The sequence below is a fragment of the Moorena bouillonii PNG genome (assembly GCF_001942495.1).
GTDB classification, from domain to species: domain Bacteria; phylum Cyanobacteriota; class Cyanobacteriia; order Cyanobacteriales; family Coleofasciculaceae; genus Moorena; species Moorena bouillonii.
The window spans coordinates 324,568-348,333 of the sequence record NZ_MKZS01000001.1 but is presented as its reverse complement, the minus strand read 5'-3'; the positions used below and the strand labels follow the sequence as shown (position 1 = coordinate 348,333).

The following is a 23,766-nucleotide window of genomic DNA, read 5'->3' as shown; positions in this document are numbered from 1 at the left end:
CCTTCCCGACGCTGACCCTATCGGGTACAGCGCGGGGCTGCCGCCTTGAAGCTCACCAAAGCCCAGATTTTCAATAACCCAACCAAAACTAGCCAATCCAAAATCCAACATTAATCCCAAATTTAACTCTAAAACTTACTGGCCCAATCTTTAGCCCAGTTTAAGGTTTGAGTTACCTGTTCAAGGGTAGCGGCTTCACAGTAGAGTCGCAATAAGGGTTCAGTGCCACTAAAGCGAATCAGCAACCAGCTGTCGTTAGCTAAACGGAATTTGTACCCATCGGTGGTTTGGCAATCCACCACTGCCTGACCATTAATTTCTTGGAGAGGCTGAGTTTGTAATTGTTCTTGTATACGCGATCGCACTTCCATCCCCGATAGATGTAAATCGATCCGGTCATAGGCAGAAGCATAGCCAGTTTGCTCTTGCAGACTCTTGTAGAGTTCACTTAAGTCTTTTCCAGATTTAGCGATCGCTTCTAATATATACAGTGCTGATAATAAAGCATCTCGCTCAGGAATATGATTGCCATAGCCAATGCCTCCGGATTCCTCACCCCCTAGCAAGGCAGGAGTAGATAACATCCGGTCAGCAATATACTTGTAACCGATGGCAGTCTCATAAACTGGCAAATTATAAAGTGCTGCCACTCTAGGAATTAGGTCAGAACCACTAAGGGTTTTGACGACTTCACCACTAAAGTTACGCCGTGATGCTAGATGTTCAATCAGGATGGGAATCAGGATTTGGGGGCTAAGGAAATTGCCCTGACCATCAGCAGCTGCAATGCGATCGCTATCCCCATCAAATGCCAACCCAACCGCTAATTCACCACCCGGTTCACTATGGTGACTCTGGAGCGCTTCAAATAGCTCAGACAGATAACCGGGTAAAGGTTCTGGGGATTTGCCACCAAATAAGGGATCCCGTTCGGCCTTAATTTCGATAATGGGTACCCCAAGAATCTTGTTCAAGCCTCCTGCTGCTGCACCATTCATGACATGGGCAAATACAGTCAGTTTCTGCTGACTAATCAGCTGTTGAATCAGGGCAATATCAACCTTTTGTCTTAAAGCATCACAGTAACTTGACCATGGGTCAAAGGTCTTGATACTCCCCTCTTTCTTAGGTGTAGCTGGTGCTTGAGAAAGTTTGGCTTCAATCTGTTTAGTTATTTCTAGAGGAACTGATCCACCAAACGCTCCTTTGACTTTTAAGCCTAGGTAATTGCCAGGATTATGACTAGCAGTAATTACCAAAGCTCCCAAAGCATTTTGGGACTTGGCTGCCCAACTGAATGCTGGTGTAGGAGCATAACTGTTAGATAGTAAGACATCAAAACCAGCAGCTTGAACCACCTCTGCGGTTTTTTTGGCAAAGTCTTCTGCCATGAAGCGTCGGTCATGACCCACTATAATCGTTTGGCTACCCGTGGTTTCCCCATAAGCATCTGCCAGAACTTGAGCAGCAACAGGGGCAACTATTGCCAAGCGCTCGAAGGTAAAATCGGCGGCAATGATACCTCGCCAGCCGTCTGTCCCAAATTTAATTGAATCTCCGGCAATCGCCATAATAGTAGTATATAGTTACTTAAATTTTAATACTCTGACGGCAAAATCCTAGCATTGGAAAGAGTTAGTGTCTTGGTGACCCGCCAAAGCCTGAGCTGGCTTGTGTCGCCATTTTGTCGTCATCTAGTAGTACTGATAGTAATTACTTAACTTAAGTCACTCTTTCGGGATTTTGTCCAGTGGGTGTATTGGCTACCACCATTGACGTTGGACCATTGGCTAGCACTGATGAGTTGCTCAGCAACCAAGGTTTTTCCTAAATGTAAGCGGGATATAGTCAGGTTTTACCCCTCTTGCGGACTCTTCCCTCTGTTCTAAATCTCGATCAATCATCCCCCGACAAGGGCAACAGTTTCCTAGTGGTCGTTGCTGATATCCTGCTTAGGTCGGGCTGACTAAGGCAGCTTCTTAAGTACAGAGATTAGATTCATGCGTTCAATGTAGGGCCAACCACCCTTTTCTTCAATATCCTTTAGCAAATCATATAGTTTCTGGCGAGTATCGGGCAATGAGGCTTGAAAGAACCCGTCTCGAATCTCGCCATGGACTTCCTCTAAACCCCTGAGTATAGCCAACAGCGCTAAGTTATCACCTTGGTAATTCTTTGCCAAAGAACGAATATCAGCGGTAATCTCTAGTAATTTAGCCTGTAATTGCTCTGAATCCAAATCTTTATCCCGATCCATTCCATCAAATAACTGTCGCAGTAAAGGCGGCTCTTCCCGTGTACAATGCTCTAAAGAACAGCTGAGGCTCACGGAATCGGTGCCATTTTTGCATGCCCTATGCCCCAATGGCAGTAGTTCAACCAAATAACAAGCTTCCCGATAGTTTGTGTGTAGCCCGACTTATAACATGGGTGTGGTGTGAATTGTGGATAATACTGGTCAATGCCTAGAGGGCAGCAGCTGTTTAACTCCTATTGCACCAGCAACCCAATTCCAGAACCAACCTAACATACATTTTTAGATCTGATTATTGACGATTGAGATTGACTATGAAGTATCGTGCTTTGATTTGTGCCTTCCTGGCTTTATGTCTGGGGGTTTTTACAGCGTCCTGTTCTCCAGATGTAGCCAGCTTGGAAAGTATCGAAGGACTCACCTATGACCAGATTAGAAACACTGGTTTAGCGAATAACTGTCCACAGCTGTCAGAAATGACTCGGGGTGCTATTCCTCTAGACCCCGACAAGTCCTATCAGATTGTCGATATCTGCTTACAGCCAACCAGCTTCTTTGTCAAGGAAGAAGGAACTAAGCGCAAAAAGGCAGAATATCTTCCCGGTAAATTATTGACCCGTTATACCTCTAGCCTGGTTCAAGTGCGAGGAGACTTAGTTTTTCAAGAAGATGGTAGTCTGAAGTTTTTGGAAGAGGATGGTATAGATTTCCAACCGATCACTATTCAGTTGCCTGGAGGTGAGCAAGTCCCATTCCTGTTCACCATTAAAAAATTGATTGCCACCACTGAGCCTGGTTTGGAAAGTATCAATGCTTCCACCGATTTTGTTGGCGATTTCTACGTCCCCTCTTATCGGGGTGCTGTTTTCCTAGATCCCAAAGGTCGAGGTCTGGCTAGTGGTTATGATAATTCGGTTGCTCTGCCATCTCAAGCGGATAGCCAAGAGTTTGCCAATGTTAAGAGCGCAGATGTGGGCGAAGGCACCATTGAGCTGCGCATAGCTCAAGTAGATAGCGAGAGTGGAGAAATTGCTGGTACATTCATAAGTGAACAACCCTCAGATACTGACTTAGGTGCTGATGAGCCAGAAGAAGTGAAAGTTCAGGGGATATTTTACGCTCGCATTCAACCAAAACAAGCATAGCTGACGTTGGTTTGAGTCTTTGAAGCCACTGACTCCCAGAATGGGAAATTTGCAAAAACGTTAATTGCTAAGGGGCGTATGCCCCTTTTTTGATAAAAATGTGGCGTTTTCGATATCCTGTATGTATTATTAATAAACTTTCATCGTTTATAATTCAGGATTAGGGTGAAATTACTGTTTTAAGAAACTTAATGGTAAATCTACAATTAAAGTAAGGAAACTATGACCAAGGCGGTGCTTTTGGAGATTAATAAACTCGATTAACCCTCGTTACCTATGTTATCAAACAAAACTGCAGCATAAACCCACGCCAATAAAACTGAGCCCCTTTCTCTAAAAGGGATGCAACATAATATCGTCCGGGGATTGGATCCGGGAAAACATCAATCGGTAATCCGACAACCATTACCAATTCAACCTGACCCATTAGCACAAGGGATAAAAAATTTGTTGCAGCCATTCAGGATAATTGGGATGAGTTAGGGGTATCCTAGCCGATTGATATCTACTTGTGATCTACTTTTAATCTACCACCTTAAACTTTGTTATGGCGACTAACCTTAACCATAAACTTAAGTATCAAAGCTTAACATTATTACAAAAGTACCAGCAATCTCCCACCGCTGAACTTCGCAATCAGCTAGTGGCTCTCAATTTAGGACTAGTCAGGAGAGAAGCTCATCATTGGGTCAAGCAGTGTCATGAAAGCTACGAAGACTTACTTCAGGTTGGCTGTATTGGCTTAATTGGTGCCATAGAACGATTTGATTCCACCAAGGGCATCGCATTTAGTTCCTTCGCTATCCCCTACATTCGTGGTGAAATTCAGCACTATTTACGAGATCGGGGTTATTCAATTCGCATTCCTCGACGCTGGCTAGCACTACGGCAAAAGTCTGTGGAAATTACTCGAAATTTACGAGCAACGTTAAATCGGCAACCGACAGAAGAAGAAATAGCAGCAGCATTAAACATTTCCCTAGAAGAATGGCAAGAAATTACCCTAGCTCATCAAAATCGGGAACCTTTGAGCTTAGATACACCAGTGGGAGATTCAGAGGACAGAAACACCAGCTTGGGTGAATTAGTCCCAGATCCTCGCTATCGCAGTTTTCAGCTGGCACAGGAAGACCAAATCCGCATTCAACAAGCCCTAGCTCATTTGGAAAAGCGCACTCGTGAAGTGCTGGAATTTGTTTTTTTACATGACTTGACCCAAAAAGAGGTAGCACAACGCTTAGACATCAGTGTAGTAACGGTATCCCGCCGCGTTAAAAAAGGCTTGGAAGCGTTGCAAAAGTTAATGAAACCGACACAAGATTAATTTTAACACTATTATTTGGTGAAGCATAATAATCTAAAATTATAGAAAATTATATACAGCTGGCAAAGTAACTGGACTTGATAGCTAAGTCATCGCTGAAACGCGCTTTGGGCTTCTTGGATTGGGTGTTATTGCCCATAGCATGCCCACAGCTTTTTGCTGAGAGTCTCCAGTTTTGGAAGTTTGCCAAAAAAATTCTATCTTCAAAGAAGTTGGTGCCACAGATCGATAACTTCAAGTTCAAGGGTATGCTCGGATAAAGCGTTATTTTTAGGTGGTCATGGGTAAAGTATCATGCATCGTATGGGTGAGTGTACTGGCTCTGCTTATAGGAGGCTGTCAACCGGGTAGAAAGGCTGAACAGGGGGAGCAGACTACCCCTAAACCTACTCCGGTGGCTTCCCCGGATAGCACCAAACCTTCTCCTCCTGTAGCTCAATTTGCTCCTAAACCCCCGGAAACACCAGAGCAGGAAAAGGTAATACCAATACCACCGTTGATCACAACCTTGCCAAGCAATGAAATAAGAAATCGGATTGATAAGGGACGTCTTGACCCGTTTGCGGCAATTTCAGTGCAACCAGAGGTGGAGATTTTGCCCAATCCTGGCCGACCAAGTAGTTCCCCGACGAGGGTACAGCCTCTGACTCCTGCACCACGAACACCGGGTTTGCGATCGCGTCCTGGGACAGGAGGTAGTGTAGCGGTAACACCAACCAGCCCTTCAAGAGCTAGCAGACCCTCCAGCCCTTCAAGAGCTAGCAGACCCTCCAGCCCCTCAAGAGCTAGCAGACCCTCCAGCCCCTCAAGAGCTAGCAGACCTTCTAGCCCTTCAAGCTCCTCAATCGCTAGAAAGTCTCCTGGCTCATCAAGAGGGAATGTTTTGCCAAGGCCCCAGAACACTCGGCCTACAGAGACTAGCATTGCTAAACCTGCTTCAAAACCAGACAATAGCTCTGTTGCCGAGGATGGTATCCCCCCTATCCCTCCTGAATTTGATCTGCAACTGCCAATCCTACCAGAACCAGAACTGGCCAATAATGTCAGTGTCACAGGGGTAGTTGATAATGGTAGGGGTGTCTATTACGCTATCCTAGATGTCCCTAATGAGCCTAGTCGTAGCGTTCAAGTTGGACAGTTTATATTAGGCGGACAAGTGCTAGTAAAGCGAATTGAAATGTATAGAGGCTTAGATCCAGTGGTGATTCTGGAAGAAAACGGTGTTGAAGTGTCTAGACGAGTTGGCGAAAACTCAGGATCAGCTTCTTGAGGTAACCTCAGGATACAGTGTTAACTATTAGGTGTTAGGTTTTAGGTGTTAGGTAAGCATATGCGCTACGCCCAGGCTACGCCAACAGCTATGAGCTATCAGTCGTCAGCCGTAAGCTATTACTTACCGTGAGACATAAGAAATAAATAGTGTACCAGCCATTGGGAGCATCCCAATGGTTTTAGATTATATAGGAGTGTAAACTATTGCGTTATAAAATTAGTTGTCCTGGTTTACCCTTGGCAGTTTATCGAGAGGTAGCTGCCCATTTACGGCAAGTGACAGGGGTAGACGCTGATTTACTACCCCAAACATCCCAGCAGTTTGATTACAATCAGAGTCAAGTTGGTGGATTGTGGATTGAGTATGGCGAGACTACTGATAAAGTAGAAAGAGAACGGGTCAAGCAAATTTTGTCCTATTATCAAAATCGCTATGGTGCCTGGGAAGAAGACACTTCCGATGGTGGACCGCAGCTCACATGATGGGGAAGCAAAAAGTTAATGGGTTTAATCCAGGCTTTACGAGGAACAAGGGATATCCTGCCAGACGAAGTTGGATATTGGCAGCAAGTAGAAGCGATCGCACAACAGATTCTCAATAGAGCGGCTTATCGAGAAATTCGTCCTCCCATTTTTGAGCGCACTGAACTGTTTGAACGGGGAATTGGGGAAGCTACCGATGTCGTAGGGAAGGAAATGTATACCTTCAACGACCGGGCAACCCCTCCTCGTTCCGTGACACTACGTCCAGAAGGGACAGCGGGAGTAGTGCGAGCTTATATTCAAAATAGCCTCTATGCTGCTGGTGGGGTACAACGCCTCTGGTATACTGGTCCCATGTTTCGCTATGAAAATCCCCAAGCTGGACGACAGCGACAGTTTCATCAATTGGGGGTAGAGGTGATTGGTTCTAGTGATCCTAGGGCAGATGCAGAAGTAATTGCGATCGCAATGAATATTCTAAATAGCTTAGGTCTAGTTAACCTGAGACTTGACCTGAATTCTGTCGGTAGTACCGAAGACCGTCAACAGTACCGACAGGCTCTGGTAGATTACCTCACTCCTTACAAAGATGAGTTGGACGAAGATTCTCAAGACCGTTTAACTCGTAATCCTCTCAGGATTTTAGATAGTAAAGACAAACGCACTCAAGAAATTGCTCAGGATGCTCCCAGTATTTTAGACTACCTAAGTTCAGAGTCCCAAAGTCATTTTGATCAGGTAAAGCAGTTGTTGAAAGATTTAGGGATTAGTTACCAGCTCAATCCTCGCTTGGTGCGGGGGTTGGATTACTACACCCACACTGCCTTTGAAATTATCTCTGATGACTTAGGCGCTCAAGCAACAGTTTGTGGTGGTGGCCGCTATGACGGATTAGTCGATGAATTGGGGGGAAATAAAACTCCAGCTGTTGGTTGGGCGATTGGTTTAGAGCGTTTGGTAATTTTGCTGCAACAACTGCAAGCCTCACCAACCCTAGCGCTAGATTTTTATCTAGTATCCAGAGGTGAAATAGCTCAAGCTCAAGGATTGAAACTGGCTCAGCAACTGCGCAAAGCTGGGTTAGCTGTAGAACTGGACTTGAGTGGAAGTGCTTTTGGTAAACAGTTTAAGCGAGCTGACCGAAGTGGTGCGGTGGCTTGTTTAGTGATCGGAGATGCTGAAGCTCAGAGCAACACCGTGAATCTGAAATGGCTGGCCTCTGGGGAACAAGAAACTATGACCCAAGCTGATTTATTGGATAAAACTGAGCAGTTAAAAGAGCAGATAGAACAATTGCCTTGAGTCTTGAGTGTTGAGTTGCGTAGTGGAGTGACCACTCTTAAAAAGTGCATTATACAGAAAAATCTTGATCAGTCTCAAAAACAGGGTAAAGGTGTTTGAGTTTGACTCGTGCATCTTCTGTGGTAAATTGCCACACTACTTTGGCACAGGCATTGTTCCGCTCCTGCTGCCAAGCCTCTATCTCCTTTTGAAGTTCTTCGGCTGTAGCCAGGCGACGGTCAAGACATTGTTTGGACAGAACACACAACTCTGTTTCCGCCACATTGAGCCAACTGCCATTACGTGGGGTGTGAATCATCTCTAACCGCCGTGCTAAACGGTGAGCTTCGGGGGCGGGAAAAGTTTTGTACAAAGAGGTGATGGTGTGGGTGTTGAGATTATCTGAGAGTAAGCGAATTTTGGGGGCATCTGGATAGTCAACATCCAATAGATGCTTAATTTCATCGGCCCAGTCTTCACAGGTGCGATGGTCTCGACAACTCACCCGTCGCCAACCTCGATTGGGGTCAAAGAACATAAACAGGGCTTGGACTCCTTCGCGGGTGTAGTGATAGTCTTCCTTCACATCAAGCCCCGGCTGCATCGGAATGGGTTCATATAGATGCCCATGCAGTTCTTTACTCGCTTCATCCATACAAATTAACGGCATCTCTGGATTGGCTGGACGGGTGTACTCGTCTAGAACCACTTCCATCTCGGCGACGAATCTGGGCAAGTCCCGCTCAGGGATGCAGAATCTCTCGGTTTTCCAAGGGCGCAATTGGTTTTTTTGAGTGTTTTTCTCACGGTTTCTCTGCCGATTTGCGTGACAATTCTGCGTTTTTTCAGTTCATTGGTTAACAAGCGAATGCTCCAGTTCCCTCTTCCTGCTGGTGGTTGTGAGCAGCACAGAGCAATAATTTGAGCTTCGGTCTCTCCATCCACGATTGGGTCTACCGGGGGCTTTCTTCTCGCTTTTCTTTCCAATGCTGGCGCTTCCCCTTTCTCTAGAAATCGCTGGCGGATTCGACCCACTGTGTTGCGATGCAGATTCAGAGCTTGAGCGATTTCGTTATCTGTCCATGTTCTCGTTGCCAGCTCTCCTTCATCGGACATCAACAAGATTTGTGCATGAAGGATTTTTTTGGCTGGTGCGTGTCCATTCCGGCTAATTGCTTCGAGTCTTTGCCTTTGCTCTGTACTCAGTGCAATCTTGTCCCGTCTTCCTCTACCCATGGTTCTCACCGCTCCCTGGCTTTATTACACTATTTTAACATGGTCACTCCAGTAGGGTGTGTTAGGGGAGCCTTGATATTTGGCCTCTAGCCCTTGGTTAGGTTGCTGCCCATAACGCACCACTGCTGGTTCAAACAACTGTTAGGAGATGCACCCTTGAGTGTTCAGTGTTAACACTTAATAGCTTCGTATTATTTCGTAGTCACACATCAATGCTTTGAGATAAGTCTGGGTATGCTTAGGTTATAAAGAAAGGGGTTAGCATCCTGAGGATGCTGCGCTACCTGCCATCTCACCTGTAGAGTTCCCCAGCTACTGCTATGCTACCAATACCGGATTACTTAATTGCCCTGACTGTAGTACTGGTGGTAATCCCATCAGTATTCGTAATTTTACTACGTTTTGCTCTCTATACCCATCTTTTATCCCTAGGGAAGCGAGTAAGAAGACTAATCCATGGACAGCCTCGTGGGAAAAAACCCAGAATTGTAGAAGAGCTAGAAAGACGGTTCTCAGATGCTAGCCGACATTTAGAGCAGGTCAATACAGGCGCATTAATTGACCAAGCCTACAGCCACGAAAAAGTTGTTGGCATATCTTGTGACCAAATTGATTACATTGGTCGGATTATGCCTAGCTTACTGTTATCCTTTGGCTTACTAGGTACCTTTATTGGCATCACCATCAATTTGTTAGCACTCAGTCAAACAATCAGTCAGTCTGATGCTACCGATATCAATACTTTAGTTAACCAATTACAGCAACCCCTAGAAGGGATGGGAATTGCTTTTACCACTAGCTTAACCGCTATCTTTTTTAGTGCTGTCTTAACGGTAATTAACGTCGCCTTCAATACAGGGCTAGCGAAAAACAATCTAATTAGTTACTTAGAAGATTACTTGGATAATATTTATCAGCCGAGTTTAGCAGGGCAAACACGCCTGGATGTATTAGTTCAGGGGATGTCCAATATCTTTGAAAGCTTTTTGGCGAGATTTGGTCAGACTGTTCGAGAAGCAGTGGAATCCTCACTAAAAGAAAAAGTGCAAGAAATTGCTGATGCTAATATTCAAGTGCTTAAACTAGCAGAAAATTCTTACAATAGATTCTTCCAAGCTGCTAGTACTATCGCCAGAAGTGCTGAAGAATTTCAGCTAGCTGCTGCTCAATTTACCCAAGTTGCTCAAACCTTTGAACATAGCCAGTTTCCTCAAAAATTATCTAAGGCTACAGTAGATTTAACTAGAACCCAAAGCAGTTTCTCTGAGTCAGCCAGTATGCTATCGCAATCAGTGCAAGGCATGGGAGTAGCAATGGCTGAACTTCAACGTCATGGGGTTAAATTGGTAAAATTGGCAGAAGAAATCAGTGCCCTCAGACAATCTTCTCTAGATGTAGTAAAACAGCATCATCACAGTCAACAAGCCTTAGGGAAGATTATCCCCCAACTTCAGCAAGGAGCACAGGGATTTCAGTCAGCGATCGCTAGGCTTGATCAATTAGAGCAACGGATTGCTTCTCGAAGCGATAGCTTGAGTGACGTTCAAGCTGAATTGGCTAAGTTAGTGTCAAATGTGAAAAGCTATACCGAAGGAGTAAGTCTGGGAATTCAGGCTTTAGGCGATCGCCTTAATCAAAGTATTACTCAGCAAGCTAATACTGACCAGCATAATTATGAAATTATGCGACACAATCTTGAAAAAGTTGTCAATCATCTCAATAACACCAATCAGGAAATTGCTAAGATTAGCCAAAAACTGACTGAGTCCAATCAAATCGATGGTTCAACTCGCATAACTCAAGATATGACTGTAGGAGAGCTAGTCAGGCGTTTGAGCAGTGAACGATAAACCTGGCAAATCGTTAGCTGTCAGCCTTCAGCTGTCAGCCGTCAGCTGTCAGCCGTCAGTTTAAAATAAACCTCTTTAGGGAGAATTTAATAGTTCGAGAAAGTCTGGGAATTTGCCCATATAAGCATATGCCCTTAGCCCATAAGCTGATAGCTGATAGCTGATAACTGATAACTGATAGCTGAGAGCTGATAACTCAATGCTGATAACTCAATGCTGATAGCTGATAGCTGATAGCTGATAGCTGATAGCTGATAGCTGATAGCTGATAGCTGAATGCTTACAGCAAATGATTAATAGTAATTATAAGATTGACAGAGAATTGATAAAATGCGTCGTTCACGAAATAATGATTGGAATGAAGAGATAAATCTCTGGCCAGCTTTTACAGACTTAATGTCTAATGCCTTCATGATCCTGATCTTATTTTTGTTGCTGTCTATCCTGAAGTCTGTGCTGGCACAAACTGCCTTGGAATCAACCATTGATGATCTCACCAGAAGTGAAGATGAAGTGGTGCAATTAGCAAGGGAGAATGCGGAATTACGAGCTAAGGCAGCTCGGGTTGATCAACTTGAGCGTGGGGTAGCGATTTGGAGAGCTAGGGCAAAGCGCTCAACTGACCGCCAAAAGTCACTAGAACAGCAGGTTAGGTCTTTGCAGGTACAGATTGCTGCAGCACCAAAACCACCAGATACACCTCCGATTATTGTAATAAAAGATCAGGGGGCTTACCGATTTGATTCCGGCAGTGCGGAAATTCCCTCAGCTATGAAGGACTATATTCGGCAGCAAATTGTCCCTGCTATTGAAAGCAATGCCAAGAATTATGACATTAATGTAGTAGAACTGATTGGTCACACCGATGGTCAACCTAATCTTGGTGCTGGCAATATCGACCAAACTATTGGGAATGTGGTTAATAAAAATTCCTCTATCAGTCAACTTAGACCAGGATCTAATGCTGATTTAGGACTGATGCGAGCGTTGGCAGTTGTGCAATTACTCCGTGAGATTCAAGCTAAAGAAGGGCGGCTCAAGGGGCTGCAATTTCGAGCTTATTCTGCAGCCCAGTTAATTTTACCTAATGGACAAATTGCTCCGATTAGTTTGAAGGATGATCAAACTAGGCGCAGGATTGAAATTCGGTTTACTCGTCTCGGTAGGGTGACAAATGTTCAATAGTTGAATAGGATATAATCTGGCTAATCTGGTAAGGAAAGATACGTCAGCTGTCAGCCCTCAGCTGTCAGCTGAATGGTTACAAAGATGGTAGTCATGAATTTGCGATCGCAAATTCATTGATAAGGAATAATCGCCATGACCTATGTCGTAGATAAACAAAAAGACCAACGGCTAGTCCACTCCGGGGTAAGTTGGCATAACTTCAAATCAATTCAAGCGGGGTTCGTCAACTCCCCAGGAATTCGACTGTTCTACTACAGGGGTGAGGTAGAAATATTGGCAGTTTCCCAAGAGCATGAAGCGTTCAGTGGTGTCATAGCACTGTTGCTGGGTACTTATTTTGTTGAAAAACAAATTGAGTTTACTCCAACCGGTAGCTTTACCCAAGAGAAGGAAGGGGAAGCATCTGCACAAGCAGACCAATCTTACCTAATTGGTAGATCCTCAGGAGTGATTGCAGACCTCTCTATTGAAGTTGTCTTTACCAGTGGCAACCAGAGCAAGCTAAATCGTTACCAAGCATTAGGAGTACCCGAAGTTTGGTTTTGGGAGGATGGTGTATTTGCTTTGTATCACTTGCGCTCTGATGGTTACGAAAAAATTTCCCAGAGTGAAGTCTTGCCAGATTTGGATATTGACTTATTGTCTCGGTGTCTGATGATGGCTTCCAAAGTTGAAGCGATTAGGCACTTCAGACAGGCTATCTCTGAGACTTAGAATAATCCTTAAAATTAGCCCTAAAATTTAGTATCAACAGGCACATCTTAAAGGTTAATTTTGTGGTATAGCTTTCTTATCCCCTTAAACAGAGTAGATTTCAGTCACTCTGTCGAATCCGGTGGTTGACAAATCCTGAGGGTGGGGATAAACAAAATACTCGACTTAAAGTGTAAGCTAATTGGAAAAGCAATCAAGTCCATTAGCAGGTCTTTGGGTCATAGATATCGACAATGGCTAAGAAGTACTGGGAATTTCTACTACAGAAAGAGGGGGAGCGCTCCTGGAAGCCAATCAAGTCTTCTGAGATCGAGATTGAATCCGGTCGGTATCGGATAGTGGCTCGTTCCAACCTGCCCAATACTGATGTAGAAATTTGCGTCAGCTATGATAGCACAGAGCAAGTGCCACCCAAACGCAAGTCCCAGAAACGATGGCGTCGCACCAACTCAGAAGGGTTAATGGTGGTGATTCCTTTCACCACCATTAACCCTGGTCTGTGGAAGTTACGTTGCAGTAACGATATCATGGACGATTTTATGGGTGAGTCCTGGCGAAAATCCTTAGCGCTACAAGTAATACCCAAGGTCAAAGATGTTGAGACACCCCCTAAAACCTCTGTATCCACCCCAGTAGAATCCACCCCAGTAGAATCCACCCCAGTAGAATCCACCCCAGTAGAATCCACCCCAGTAGAATCCACCCCAGTAGAATCCACCCCAGTAGAATCCACCCAAACTGATACTCAGCCGCCTCAACTAGACAATTCACTGACTACACCTGAGCTAGCTGTTGATTCTGCCTCCACCAATACTATTACTAATGACCTCAAACCAACAGATGCTAGTTCAGATGGGAGATCAGATGCTAGACCAGATGCTAGTTCAGAGTTATCTAACCCTCAGGAGTACGAGAGTCAGATCACACCACCAGAAGAACAACCCATAGCCATTGCTGCACCAGAGTTACCTGTTGACCAAGCCCAAGCAACAATTGGGGTTAGCCAAGAGGAATCTAGTCCTAGCCAAGAGACGGTTTTGGAAGAGCTAGAAGAGGTTTACCCAGACGCAGCGGTTAATCCTGAAACCAACCAACAACCAACAGCAACTATCTCGCAAGACTTACCACTCCAATCGACTGTTGATAATTCCATCATGGAAGAATCTCTGGAAACTTTGGAGCAACTACTACAACAGGTGCTTCAGCCAGTATTGGATGAGTTGGAAGATCGGGACTCTGAAGATAACCAACAGCTAAGAAAAACCTCTGATTTAGATTGGGTTTCAGATACACAGGTTAATCAGTACGGTTTAACCCTAAGACTAGATAAGGATATTTTCCTGGCAAGGCGAGGAGAGTCGTTGACTATCAAAGGGGAATTGGTAGTAGATAATGATAAAATTAATAATAATGGTGATAGTATAACAGTTAGTGTTTTAGATAGTGTTTTAGAAAACTTATTTCCTGCTACTCTACGCTATCAATTGCGGTTTCCTCAAACAGGAAAACGTTTGTTAGATATTGAGTACTCCCTATCTCAAGAGGAGTTATTTTTAGGATTTAGCCATAGTCTAGATATTCCGACGGATTGTAAAAGTGGTCTAATTTTAGGAAAAATAACCCTTTATAATTCACAGTCAACTCCTTTAGCCACTCAACAATTTACTGTTACAGCTAATGTAGAGGATTTATTAGAAGTAATTGTGCCAGGGAATCAGGGGATGCCAATGGAAACCATGGTAGTACTGGCTAATCGGATCGCTGAATCTGCAAAATCTGATCAACCTGATCAAGACCTTCTATTATTAGATGAAGACCCCTTAGAGCAGACTACGCTGGATCTGGTTGAGCTACCTCAAAACCATCCATCTCTGTTCTTGCAACCTATCTCTGGACGGTCTTTACCACCAAAACTTTACCACCATCAGCCGAGTGATATAACTGTTAAATCCCTCGAATTGCCCAGTTTGCCTACAATGCAGTCGGTTGCTGACTCTGGAGCACAGGGCCAAGAGATCCAAGATAAGTCTAAAGCATCTGATTCAGTTTCCCTAGATGATCAAGAATCCTCCACTACAGCCAATCCAGAACTAGATCATCGAGAGCAAGATACTGGGTCAGAGTTACAGCCTCAAGACACAGTGCTTCAAGACACAGTAGTTCAAGACACAGTAGTTCAAGACACAGTAATTCAAGACACAGTAGAACAGTCGGAAGATAGTTCAGAAGATACTAATGACGATAGTAATGTACAGATAAAGTCTGAGGTCTTATCTAATTATAATGATGCTTCTGAAGTGCTGATTAATTCCCTAACGGAATCTGAGGGAATCCAAAATCTTGAGATTAGTGAGATTGATAAATCTGAAACAGATGATCAGTTAGAGGATTCACAATCGGTTAATACCCAGTTCAAGAATTCCAAGGTAAACCAATTATTGAATACTACTCGGTGGGAGACTCCAGATTCTGTAAAAGATCCTGAGTCAATCGCTTTAGAAGAAGCTTTCCGAGCCTTAAACATGGAAGAGCGTTTTTGGTCACGGTTGAGTGCTTTAGCTGAAGATCATGAATTGATGGAATTGCTGAGGTTAGAATTATCCCCAGAGAGTAATCCTCCTGGGCAAGATCACTCACCAGTGACAAACGAACAGAGCAATAAAACGGCTAGCAACGAAGAAGAGGTTAGGGAATTTCCAGAAAAGGTCTTGGAGTCAATGACAGAATCTGAGGATTTGTCGCTAGTTAGTTCAGAATTAGCAATGCCAGAGACACCCCCTAAAGTTGGTATTACTAGTCACGATTGGACGACTCAGGAAATTGTAGTGGATGATCGAGAAATAGCCCCACAACCGACAAAAGCTACTGCAACCAAGCAACATGACGTTAAGGCTAAACTGGATAATCTTTCATCCCTAGAGTTGGATGCGACCTTAGCAGCACCGACTTTATCAATACCGACTACTAGGGACTTGGTTGCTGGAGAAAAGGTAATGGTTACCATAAAACTTCCTCCTAGTCAATCTCGTTTATGTATTAAATTGTGGGTTAAAGACGTCCAAACTCGCTCTCTGCTTCAGGAAACCCGTTCTATTATAGATTTACTCCCCAATGCAGCTGGGGAGCTGGAGGCAATGACTCAATTAGTTATACCCCAAGGCACGACTCAAATCAGAATAGAAGCGATCGCAATTAATTTGGAGAACCAGCAGGAGAGTCACAAGGCGGAGTTGGAGTGTGTAGTTGTTCCTACTGACTTATCTAGTACGGTTGAAGGATGAAGTGTTTTATAGCAATTATCATAGCTATGAGGTAAACAATTTCTGGATTTTAGGGAACAGGGAATCGGGAATCGGGAATCGGGAATCGGGAATCGGGAATCGGGAATCGGGAAAAAATCCTGTGTACCTCATAGGTATGAAAAACGCTATACTGAGGCAATGCCGTTTTGTTCCATATAATTCAGTAACCAGTTTGCGGCTGTAGCTCGGCGAGTTTGTCGAGGACCAAATTCACCGATTTTATAACCTTTGAAACCTAATTTTTCTTTCAATAACTGTTTATTTTCTTTGGGTATTGAACGGGTTAGTTTTACGGTAGCAGGGCGGCTTTCTATGAAATTGGGTGGTTCGGGATAGTCTTCTTGCCATTCAGGATTAACCTCAGTTATATCCCACTGTTGCGTAGTTGAGTTATAACGATAACCTAGATAGTACCAGAGTAGTTTATTAACGGTATCGTCATCAATTTTTTCGTTTAAAATTGCCCAAATTGTATTAGTATTGAGTGGCGGTAGTTCAAACATATTTTAATTATAAATTAGGACTTATCAACGATTAAGTAGATTCTAGATAAAGTTAGACTATCTAGAGTTATTCACTTCTGTGCTGGTACCTCTGCCGGAATAATGGTAATGGTTAGGGATTGAAGCTGTATCGCTATGAAAATTATAAAGCAGCCGCTGCGGTGGCAGGTGGGATTGGTTTTCTTGGCTGGTGTGTTGGCGATTTCCACATCAGCTATTTTTGTGCGATTAGCGATCGCATCCGCTGGGGTGAGTGGGGTAGGGTTTAGCCTGTTCGTGGCTGGGTCTCGCCTTACTATTGCGTCTATGCTACTGTTACCAGCTTGGCGCAATCTCAGGCAAGCTCAGCTAGGTCCAGGTGCATTAGTCTATGGCAGTGGGGCTGGTGTTTGTTTAGCGCTACACTTTGTGGCTTGGATTACTTCCTTATCTTTTACCTCCATTGCGGCATCTACTACCTTAGTTACCACAACTCCGATTTGGGTTGCTCTAGTTTCTTGGCTCTGGTTGAAGGTTAGCTACTGTTAGCGAATTTCTACAAAAATCTTGCACTATTTCCAAAGATGTGTGAGATTATAATTATGGTACTAGTTCCTCTACGTAAGGCGGTCGAACTTACGGGATTATCTGGGAACACTTTAAGGAAGTATGCGGACAATGGCACAATCAGATGCGAAAAAACTCCCGGTGGAACCAGACTCTTTGACACGGAGAGCTTGCTCCGATTTGGTAGTTTCAAAGGAAACGTGGATCGAGTTCGTGAATTCAGTATTGGGTATTGCAGAGTCAGTACCCACAAGCAAAAAGACGACCTCGCCAGGCAAGTTGCCTACCTCCACTCACTCTTCCCTCAAGCGGAAATCATCAAAGACATCGGTTCCGGACTCAACTACAAAAGGAAAGGGCTTAGAGCCATATTGGAACGAATTGTGCGCGGAGATAAGCTCACAATTATTGTTACCTGTAGAGACAGACTCACCCGATTCGGGTTTGAACTCATTGAGTACTTGGTTAGAAGTTACCGTAAGAGTAGTGCAGCCTTTATAGTTGGTAAATTATGCAGCATAGGGTAAAGGTTTTGTAGTAAGGCTGCACTACTCTAAGGTTTCATCTCCGGTCAGTCTCAACGGTGGAAAAATCATGGGATCCGACCAACCTGAAAGTTGCCCCGAATCCGAACTTACCGCAGATCTTCTCTCCGGAGACGAAACCTTAGAATAAAGAAGCCTTATTTCATGAGTTTTAACCTTTTTACCCATAGCCTGTCGCCTATAAAGGCTTCTTTATTCTTACGGTAACTTCAAAATCATTCACGTCTTTTCTTGCCGAGTCCACGGACTCAGAAAGTACGGTAAGAAAATCAAAGAAGATCAGAGTGTTCCTAAACCCTGAACAGCGTACGCTTGCTCGCAAATGGTTTGGGGTATCCCGTTATGTTTTCAACAAGACCGTCAAGATCCTTCAAAGTGGCGAAGTTAAAGCTAACTGGAAAGCGATCAAGACCGATATCTTAAACGACCTCCCTGAGTGGTGCAAGTCAGTACCTTATCAAATTAAATCGATAGCGATAAAGGATGCTTGCACCGCAGTTCGGGAGGCTAAAAAGAAGTACAAGAAGACTGCTCAGATTAATCGGGTTAGATTTAGGTCTCGTAAAAATCCCAAACAGTCTTGCTATATTCCAAAATCAGCAGTATCGAACAAAGGGATCTACCACACCAAATTAGGGGAAGTATCCTATGCCGAACCTCTCCCAAATAATATTGGCGACTGTAGATTGACCAGCCATAATGGGGACTATTACTTGGTAGTTCCTCATGAAGCAACGAAAGAGCAAACCGATAGCCAAGGGCGAGTAGTTGCTTTAGATCCTGGAGTAAGAACCTTTGTCACCTTTTTTAGCGAAACTTCTATTGGGAAAATTGGGAATGGAGACTTTTCTCAAATTCAAAGGCTATGCCAACACTTAGACGCTCTACTCTCCAAGATAAGTAAAGCGAAACGTGGCCGGAAACGCCGAATGAGGAAGGCGGCTCGCCGGATGGTTATCAGGATTCAAAACCTGATAAGTGATCTACACCACAAAGCTGCCAGGTTCTTTGTAGACAATTTTGATGTGATATTACTTCCTACTTTTGAGACATCTCAAATGTCGAAAAAAGGAAATAGGAAGATCAGATCTAAAACTGTTCGCAATATGCTTAGCTTTGCACATTATCGTTTTAAAGAATTCCTAAAGCATAAAGCTAGAGAGACAGGTAAAACGGTGGTGGATGAAAGCGCAAGCTTATACCAGCAAGACTGTCAGCTGGACGGGTGAAATGGTGAACATTGGCGGAAGCAAAATTATCAAATCTAAAGTTGATGGTCGATCTATGGATAGAGACATCAACGGCGCTCGTGGAATATTTCTACGAGCATTGGGAGATACCCCCTGGCTGCGAGAGCAGCTTGCATTAGTGGACTAAGATCTGCGTTTTGTAGATTTTGGTAGCTAAAAAGTATCGGAAAAACTAACTAGGCTGACGGTTTTGGGAATTGGTGTGGCCTTTGTAGGTGCTGTCTTGATTACTTTGGGGGATGGGGGTTCTCTCAGTGGTGGCAGTAATCCTCTGTTGGGGAATTCTCTAGCATTGATGGCAGCAGTGATAGCAAGTTTGTATGTACTTTGGGGACGTGAAGCACAGCAACGGGGTTTGAGTATCGGTAGCTATAGTGCTGTCGCCTACAGTATGGGGGCGTTAGTGTTGTTACTGTTATCCTTACTCTGGGGTGTCAGTTATCTCAATTATCCGGTAGGAGTTTACGTCTACATCTTGTTATTGGCACTTTTCCCCCAAATGGTGGGACATACCAGTTTTAACTGGTTGGTACGCTGGATTAATCCTACCCTGGTGACCCTGGCTATTTTGTTTGAACCCGTTGGTGCTTGTTTTTTGGGCTATCTGGTTTTTCAGGAAGTGCCAGGGGTATTGGTGCTGGTAGGTGCCGTGGTATTGTTAGTTGGGGTGGCAGTAGCGGTTTATGGATCTAATTTGAAAAAAGGTTGAAGGTTAGCTGAGGACTTATTTGCAGCAAGTGCTCTTAAACTCGAACAAGTCGTTTATACTGATAAAAGTTTAACAGTGATGGATTGTAGCCTTCACTAAAAAACTTTTTGACCTCAACTATTAGGTTTTACACCTCAACTTTCAGGTAGAAAACCTAGTAGTGCTAAAAAAATAGTTAATTGACTACAGTCTGCCAGAAGTAGGAGAATCAAAAAAGAAATGGAAAAAATTATCAAAACTTGTTTTGTAACGTTAGTAACCTCTATGCTACTGCTAACGATCAATGTGATGAATGCCCTGGCGAGTAGTGAAACTGAAATGGAAATATGTGACTTAACTCTACACTCATTTTGTGACCGTGATCTTTTGCCGACGCAATATGTGGAACTTATTGCTCCCCCTAACCACATCTCATTTCTTCTTTTGAAAAATGATGCTCCAGGAAATAGAAACGGCCAAATAGAAAATGATGATGATTCGGTTACTTACAGCGCTAGGGAAATAACAACTTACTTAGCAACTTTTTCGAATAGTGAAGACATAACAAAAAGGCTGAAAATATCCAACACTGATGCTATAACAGAGTCTCCGCCGCATTGGACATTTTATCATAGACCCGCACAAGTGGTAAAATTGATTAACGTATTTGCTGCCAATAAAAATTAAGAAATTCGGGAGCACCCCATTTTTGAAAATATATCTTTTTATATGGGCATTAACATCGCGTTCATACAGATTAATGTGGTATGTTTAGTCCAAATTTGGATGCTCCAAGAAAGTCTGCAATGATTCAGTACCCTTTAGACATCTCCAAAAAATAAAAAACTATATTTGCTTTATGTTATAATGAAATTTAATTACAATTTAAAAAAAAACAAGGATTCCAATTGTCAGCTATATTAAACGTAATCCCAGGTCAACAAAGAGATTAATAGGATTAAGTTATCAACAACTCGAACAACTCATTAACAAAGGTCAGGAATACCACCAGAAAAAAAAGTCAGAACTGGCTAAATCAGAACGGAGATTAATCAAAGCTGGTGGTGGAAGAAAAAGCCTTTTAAATACAGAGGAACAAATCATTCTTACCTTATATTATTTACACAATCATCCTACCTTTGAAATCTTAGGAATTCATTTTAATGTCTGCGAATCTACAGCTAACAATGTTTTTCATCATTGGCTCAATATTTTGAGTGATATCTTACCTAGCAGCTTGCTAGAACAAGTAAAAAAACATCCAAGTGACGAGAAATGGGTCAAGGAACTTTTAACAGAATTTGAATTAATTGTAGATAGCTGTGAACAAGATAGAGAAAGACCTTCGTCTTACGAAAAACAAAAAAAGTATTACTCCGGCAAAAAGAAAAGGCACACTTTTAAAAATCAATTAATTACAACTCCAAATGGTCAAGAAATAGTTGATATTACCGTAGGACATCAATGACATAATAGTGATATTAATTTATGGCGACAACAGTCAAAAAATTTAGACGAAACCAGAGGCGCGCGTTCCAATGGGCAGATAAACTGCCCTTGGGTCGCGCCTCAAAAGTATAGTGGAGATAAAGCTTACTGTGGAGAAGACCGAATAAAAACCCCAAAAAAGAAACCAAGAAATAAAGAAATGCCACCAGAAATAAAAGAAGATAATAAGAAAAAATCTCGCGAACGAATCTTTGTGGAACATATGATTAGAGTGATCAAAGTTTTTAGAGTTGCTTCGGAGAGATTTCGCCTAAACAGCCAAAATTACGAAAAAGTAATTTTGACAGTTTGCGGATTAGTAAGACTGAGAATAGGGGCTTTGATTATTTAGTTATCTTGTTCAAAAAGTGTAATTCTAATTTAGATATTGGCTTAGTATTTTTCTGTTAAATTAGTGTCAATAAATACTTAAAATCCTTATTTTTTCGTTTAAAACTCAAGAATTTGTAAACTATCGCAAACATCTCAAACCTAGTTATGGACTTGCTTAGCAATTCCTGGAGATGTCTTTTAAGCGTAAAGGGTTTCCGGCTATTTCGTCACCTCTTCAGAGGTCTGACATAATCTGGCAAAGTGGTATTTTAAAATTGTACGTAGTAAGGTAAAAAATAAGTCGTCATAACAAGTAATTTAGATATGAGTACCTAGAAAGGGGGATTGAGTTAAAAGCCAATTATTGTTCCTTTTCCCTTTCCCCAATGAATAGTAAACTACTTCAACAAGTCCGCGTTTTAGACCCAGTTTCTGGAATTGACCAACTCGCTGATGTGCTGATTACTGATGGTGTAATCACGGCAGTGGAAACTCAAATCAAAGAAATCTCTGGGGATACAGTGGTGCAAGATTGTCAGGGACACATTTTAGGACCAGGACTAGTAGACCTCTACAGCCATTCTGGTGCACCAGGACATGAACAGCGGGAAACCTGGTCTTCACTACTGGCAGCAGGGGCAAATGGAGGCTTTACTCGCTTAGCCATTTTGCCTGACACTAACCCCCCCCTAGACAATGCTGCTGTTTTAGCACAACGGCAAGAACTCCAAAACTCTGCCTATCTGACCCTCCCCCCTTCCTCACCTCAACTCTATCACTGGGGTGCCTTCACCATCGCTTTAGAAGGACAGCAAATGACTGAATTAGCCGAACTAGCTCTAGGGGGAGTAGTGGGATTTACGGATCAAGGTCCTTTATGTAATTTAGGGCTAGTTCGCCGGTTGTTGGAATACCTACAACCCTTGGGTAAACCAGTGGCACTTTGGGCTTGTGACCCTAAGTTGGCAAATGGGGGAGTGATGCGAGAAGGTATCCAATCAATTGGTTTGGGTTTGCCAGGGAATCCTGCGATCGCAGAATCATCCGCTATCGCTGCCTTATTAGAAGTTGTAGCAACAACTGGCACACCAGTCCATCTCATGCGTATCTCCACCAGTCGCGCTGTCCAATTGATTGAATCAGCCAAAGCAGCGGGGTTGCCAGTAACAGCCAGTACCACTTGGATGCATCTATTGCTCAATACGGAAGACTTATGCAGTTACAACTCCAATTTGCGCTTGGAACCGCCGTTGGGAAACCCAGTTGACCAAGCTGCACTGATCCGAGGTGTTCGGGAGGGGATTATTGATGCGATCGCAATTGACCACGCTCCCTACACTTATGAAGAAAAAACCGTTGCCTTTGCGGAAGCACCACCAGGAGTGATTGGTTTAGAGCTAGTCCTACCCCTACTCTGGCATACTCTAGTCGAGACAGGGGATTGGTCAGCCTTAGAACTTTGGAAAAGTCTTAGCACAAATCCTGCTATTTGCCTACAGCAAGACCCCCCTAGCACTGCTCCTGGTCAATCGGCTGAGTTAGTCTTATTCAATCCTCAATCCCCTTGGATTGTTCACCAAAAAAACCTTAAATCCCTTTCTAGTAATACCCCCTGGCTAGGGCAAGAATTAATTGGTCGTGTCGTGCAAACTTGGTGTCCAGCAAGTCGTAAATATGACTTATGAAGTACTGAGACTTCATAAGCCAGTTTACTGATTCAAGCCTTCAGGGTAACTCGGATTTGGTTTCAATTTCCCCATCCGATTTAATGGCCAAAACCGCACTACCGCACGACCGATAATTTTGTCACGAGGGACAAAGCCCCAGTGGTGAGAGTCGTAACTATTGTTACGGTTATCTCCCAGTACTAGGTATTGATCTGCTGGTACTGTTGCCGGTCCAAAATCGTACTGTGGTGCTTCTTCGATATACTTTTCCTCTATTTCTTGATCATTGATATAAACTCGACCATTTTTAACCAAAACTTTGTCACCGGGTAACCCAATTACGCGCTTGATAAAAGCATCTTTGAAATTTTGCTCTTTCAGCCTTTCAGTGGGAGCAAATACCACAATTTCTCCTCGTTGTGGGTCTTGGAAAAAGCGATAACTTATCTTATCAATAATCAAGCGGTCGTTAATCTGTAGTGTCGGTAGCATTGATCCCGATGGGATGTATCGCGCTTCTGCCACAAACGTGCGAATCCCAAAGGCAAGAACAGCACTCAAGGTAATCGTTTTAATCCCTTCTACCCAAGCATTGTCTTTAGAAGGCTGTGTAGGTTTTTTTTCTGGTCTTTTATCTGGTACACGACTCATATCCATTCAAATACTACCGATACACAAGATTGAGGAAATTTCAACA

The 23,766-nt window shown here is 43.4% G+C and carries 20 protein-coding genes and 3 pseudogenes; 17 read left to right on the top strand and 6 right to left on the bottom strand.

The genetic code is table 11. From position 1 onward, the window contains the following. Window positions 1-128 precede the first annotated feature (128 nt). Both BJP37_RS01500 and BJP37_RS01495 read right to left on the bottom strand, forming a co-directional pair. Complete coding sequence (locus BJP37_RS01500; RefSeq protein ID WP_075895917.1) at window positions 129-1,571, bottom strand: phosphoglucomutase/phosphomannomutase family protein; 1,443 nt, start codon at window positions 1,569-1,571, stop codon at window positions 129-131. Window positions 1,572-1,966: 395 nt separating this feature from the next. Beyond that, window positions 1,967-2,383 carry a hypothetical protein gene (locus BJP37_RS01495; protein WP_229415155.1) on the bottom strand — a complete coding sequence of 139 codons (417 nt, stop codon included), beginning with the start codon at window positions 2,381-2,383 and terminating at the stop codon, window positions 1,967-1,969. 185 nt (window positions 2,384-2,568) lie between these two features. On the opposite strand from BJP37_RS01495, the gene BJP37_RS01490 reads away from it, so the two are divergent. Next, on the top strand, window positions 2,569-3,399 hold the full coding sequence (locus BJP37_RS01490) for a photosystem II manganese-stabilizing polypeptide (protein WP_075895913.1): 831 nt from the start codon (window positions 2,569-2,571) through the stop codon (window positions 3,397-3,399). Window positions 3,400-3,946: 547 nt separating this feature from the next. After that, window positions 3,947-4,723, top strand: coding sequence for an RNA polymerase sigma factor SigF (locus tag BJP37_RS01480; protein WP_070390813.1), 777 nt, complete (start codon window positions 3,947-3,949; stop codon window positions 4,721-4,723). A 435-nt stretch (window positions 4,724-5,158) separates the two neighbouring features. Here BJP37_RS01480 and BJP37_RS01470 read toward each other — a convergent pair whose 3' ends face one another. Next, window positions 5,159-5,626, bottom strand: coding sequence for a hypothetical protein (locus tag BJP37_RS01470; protein ID WP_075895907.1), 468 nt, complete (start codon window positions 5,624-5,626; stop codon window positions 5,159-5,161). Between BJP37_RS01470 and BJP37_RS01465 the strand changes: the two genes are divergently transcribed. From BJP37_RS01465 to hisS, 3 genes are all read left to right on the top strand, one after another. Next, window positions 5,607-5,993 carry a hypothetical protein gene (locus BJP37_RS01465; protein WP_075895905.1) on the top strand — a complete coding sequence of 129 codons (387 nt, stop codon included), beginning with the start codon at window positions 5,607-5,609 and terminating at the stop codon, window positions 5,991-5,993. The genes BJP37_RS01470 and BJP37_RS01465 overlap by 20 nt on opposite strands. 206 nt (window positions 5,994-6,199) lie before the next feature. Further along, window positions 6,200-6,478, top strand: a complete 279-nt coding sequence (locus BJP37_RS01460; RefSeq protein ID WP_075895903.1) for a hypothetical protein — start codon at window positions 6,200-6,202, stop codon at window positions 6,476-6,478. Window positions 6,479-6,496: 18 nt separating this feature from the next. Further along, window positions 6,497-7,780 (top strand): histidine--tRNA ligase, encoded by a 1,284-nt coding sequence (gene hisS / locus BJP37_RS01455; protein ID WP_075895901.1) that lies wholly within the window; start codon window positions 6,497-6,499, stop codon window positions 7,778-7,780. 49 nt (window positions 7,781-7,829) lie between these two features. On the opposite strand, the gene BJP37_RS35335 is transcribed toward hisS, so the two are convergent. Beyond that, a protein-coding gene (locus BJP37_RS35335) for an IS630 family transposase (protein WP_143727416.1) occupies window positions 7,830-8,995 on the bottom strand; the annotation gives its coding sequence in 2 pieces (ribosomal slippage) (window positions 7,830-8,551 and window positions 8,551-8,995; 1,167 coding nt in all). Window positions 8,996-9,315: 320 nt separating this feature from the next. Between BJP37_RS35335 and BJP37_RS01440 the strand changes: the two genes are divergently transcribed. The 4 genes from BJP37_RS01440 to BJP37_RS01420 all read left to right on the top strand — a co-directional run bounded on the left by BJP37_RS01440 (window position 9,316) and on the right by BJP37_RS01420 (window position 16,028). Then, window positions 9,316-10,845, top strand: coding sequence for a coiled-coil domain-containing protein (locus BJP37_RS01440; protein WP_075895895.1), 1,530 nt, complete (start codon window positions 9,316-9,318; stop codon window positions 10,843-10,845). Between the two features lie 330 nt (window positions 10,846-11,175). Then, window positions 11,176-12,030: an OmpA family protein gene (locus tag BJP37_RS01435; protein ID WP_075895893.1), complete on the top strand. Its 855-nt coding sequence runs from the start codon at window positions 11,176-11,178 to the stop codon at window positions 12,028-12,030. A gap of 135 nt (window positions 12,031-12,165) precedes the next feature. Further along, on the top strand, window positions 12,166-12,747 hold the full coding sequence (locus tag BJP37_RS01430) for a Uma2 family endonuclease (protein WP_075895891.1): 582 nt from the start codon (window positions 12,166-12,168) through the stop codon (window positions 12,745-12,747). 233 nt (window positions 12,748-12,980) lie between these two features. Next, window positions 12,981-16,028 carry a hypothetical protein gene (locus BJP37_RS01420; RefSeq protein ID WP_158069347.1) on the top strand — a complete coding sequence of 1,016 codons (3,048 nt, stop codon included), beginning with the start codon at window positions 12,981-12,983 and terminating at the stop codon, window positions 16,026-16,028. Window positions 16,029-16,174: 146 nt separating this feature from the next. On the opposite strand, the gene BJP37_RS01415 is transcribed toward BJP37_RS01420, so the two are convergent. Next, window positions 16,175-16,552, bottom strand: a complete 378-nt coding sequence (locus tag BJP37_RS01415) for a DUF1823 family protein (protein ID WP_075895885.1) — start codon at window positions 16,550-16,552, stop codon at window positions 16,175-16,177. 135 nt (window positions 16,553-16,687) lie between these two features. On the opposite strand from BJP37_RS01415, the gene BJP37_RS01410 reads away from it, so the two are divergent. The 8 genes and pseudogenes from BJP37_RS01410 (at window position 16,688) to BJP37_RS01380 (ending at window position 23,087) form a co-directional block, all read left to right on the top strand. Further along, entirely contained in the window at window positions 16,688-17,080 is a 393-nt protein-coding gene (locus tag BJP37_RS01410) for a DMT family transporter (RefSeq protein ID WP_330359400.1), read from the top strand. 53 nt (window positions 17,081-17,133) lie between these two features. Then, a complete protein-coding gene (locus BJP37_RS01405; RefSeq protein ID WP_075905654.1) occupies window positions 17,134-17,625 on the top strand; it encodes an IS607 family transposase in 492 nt (163 codons plus the stop codon). 232 nt (window positions 17,626-17,857) lie between these two features. Continuing rightward, window positions 17,858-17,944: pseudogene (locus BJP37_RS44830) on the top strand (IS607 family transposase); the annotation flags it as partial. Further along, window positions 17,928-19,020 (top strand): annotated as a pseudogene (locus BJP37_RS01400) (RNA-guided endonuclease InsQ/TnpB family protein). The pseudogenes BJP37_RS44830 and BJP37_RS01400, both read left to right, overlap by 17 nt. Window positions 19,021-19,083: 63 nt before the next feature. After that, a complete protein-coding gene (locus tag BJP37_RS01395; protein WP_229415153.1) occupies window positions 19,084-19,602 on the top strand; it encodes an EamA family transporter in 519 nt (172 codons plus the stop codon). 219 nt (window positions 19,603-19,821) lie between these two features. Then, on the top strand, window positions 19,822-20,268 hold the full coding sequence (locus BJP37_RS01390; RefSeq protein WP_075895883.1) for a hypothetical protein: 447 nt from the start codon (window positions 19,822-19,824) through the stop codon (window positions 20,266-20,268). Between the two features lie 214 nt (window positions 20,269-20,482). Further along, window positions 20,483-21,421 (top strand): annotated as a pseudogene (locus tag BJP37_RS01385) (transposase). A gap of 367 nt (window positions 21,422-21,788) precedes the next feature. Then, window positions 21,789-23,087, top strand: a complete 1,299-nt coding sequence (locus BJP37_RS01380; RefSeq protein WP_075895881.1) for a dihydroorotase — start codon at window positions 21,789-21,791, stop codon at window positions 23,085-23,087. A gap of 24 nt (window positions 23,088-23,111) precedes the next feature. Here BJP37_RS01380 and lepB read toward each other — a convergent pair whose 3' ends face one another. Then, window positions 23,112-23,720, bottom strand: coding sequence for a signal peptidase I (gene lepB, locus BJP37_RS01375; RefSeq protein WP_075905652.1), 609 nt, complete (start codon window positions 23,718-23,720; stop codon window positions 23,112-23,114). Window positions 23,721-23,766 lie beyond the last annotated feature (46 nt).

What these genes read in the sequence shown, in the direction of transcription:
- BJP37_RS01415 (WP_075895885.1), bottom strand. Translation starts at nt 16,552, where the DNA reads ATGTTTGAACTACCGCCACTCAATACTAATACAATTTGGGCAATTTTA.
- BJP37_RS01435 (WP_075895893.1), top strand. Translation starts at nt 11,176, where the DNA reads ATGCGTCGTTCACGAAATAATGATTGGAATGAAGAGATAAATCTCTGG.
- BJP37_RS01490 (WP_075895913.1), top strand. Translation starts at nt 2,569, where the DNA reads ATGAAGTATCGTGCTTTGATTTGTGCCTTCCTGGCTTTATGTCTGGGG.
- hisS (WP_075895901.1), top strand. Translation starts at nt 6,497, where the DNA reads ATGGGTTTAATCCAGGCTTTACGAGGAACAAGGGATATCCTGCCAGAC.
- BJP37_RS01500 (WP_075895917.1), bottom strand. Translation starts at nt 1,571, where the DNA reads ATGGCGATTGCCGGAGATTCAATTAAATTTGGGACAGACGGCTGGCGA.
- BJP37_RS01430 (WP_075895891.1), top strand. Translation starts at nt 12,166, where the DNA reads ATGACCTATGTCGTAGATAAACAAAAAGACCAACGGCTAGTCCACTCC.
- BJP37_RS01440 (WP_075895895.1), top strand. Translation starts at nt 9,316, where the DNA reads ATGCTACCAATACCGGATTACTTAATTGCCCTGACTGTAGTACTGGTG.
- lepB (WP_075905652.1), bottom strand. Translation starts at nt 23,720, where the DNA reads ATGAGTCGTGTACCAGATAAAAGACCAGAAAAAAAACCTACACAGCCT.
- BJP37_RS01410 (WP_330359400.1), top strand. Translation starts at nt 16,688, where the DNA reads ATGAAAATTATAAAGCAGCCGCTGCGGTGGCAGGTGGGATTGGTTTTC.
- BJP37_RS01480 (WP_070390813.1), top strand. Translation starts at nt 3,947, where the DNA reads ATGGCGACTAACCTTAACCATAAACTTAAGTATCAAAGCTTAACATTA.
- BJP37_RS01420 (WP_158069347.1), top strand. Translation starts at nt 12,981, where the DNA reads ATGGCTAAGAAGTACTGGGAATTTCTACTACAGAAAGAGGGGGAGCGC.
- BJP37_RS01380 (WP_075895881.1), top strand. Translation starts at nt 21,789, where the DNA reads ATGAATAGTAAACTACTTCAACAAGTCCGCGTTTTAGACCCAGTTTCT.
- BJP37_RS01405 (WP_075905654.1), top strand. Translation starts at nt 17,134, where the DNA reads ATGGTACTAGTTCCTCTACGTAAGGCGGTCGAACTTACGGGATTATCT.
- BJP37_RS01390 (WP_075895883.1), top strand. Translation starts at nt 19,822, where the DNA reads ATGGAAAAAATTATCAAAACTTGTTTTGTAACGTTAGTAACCTCTATG.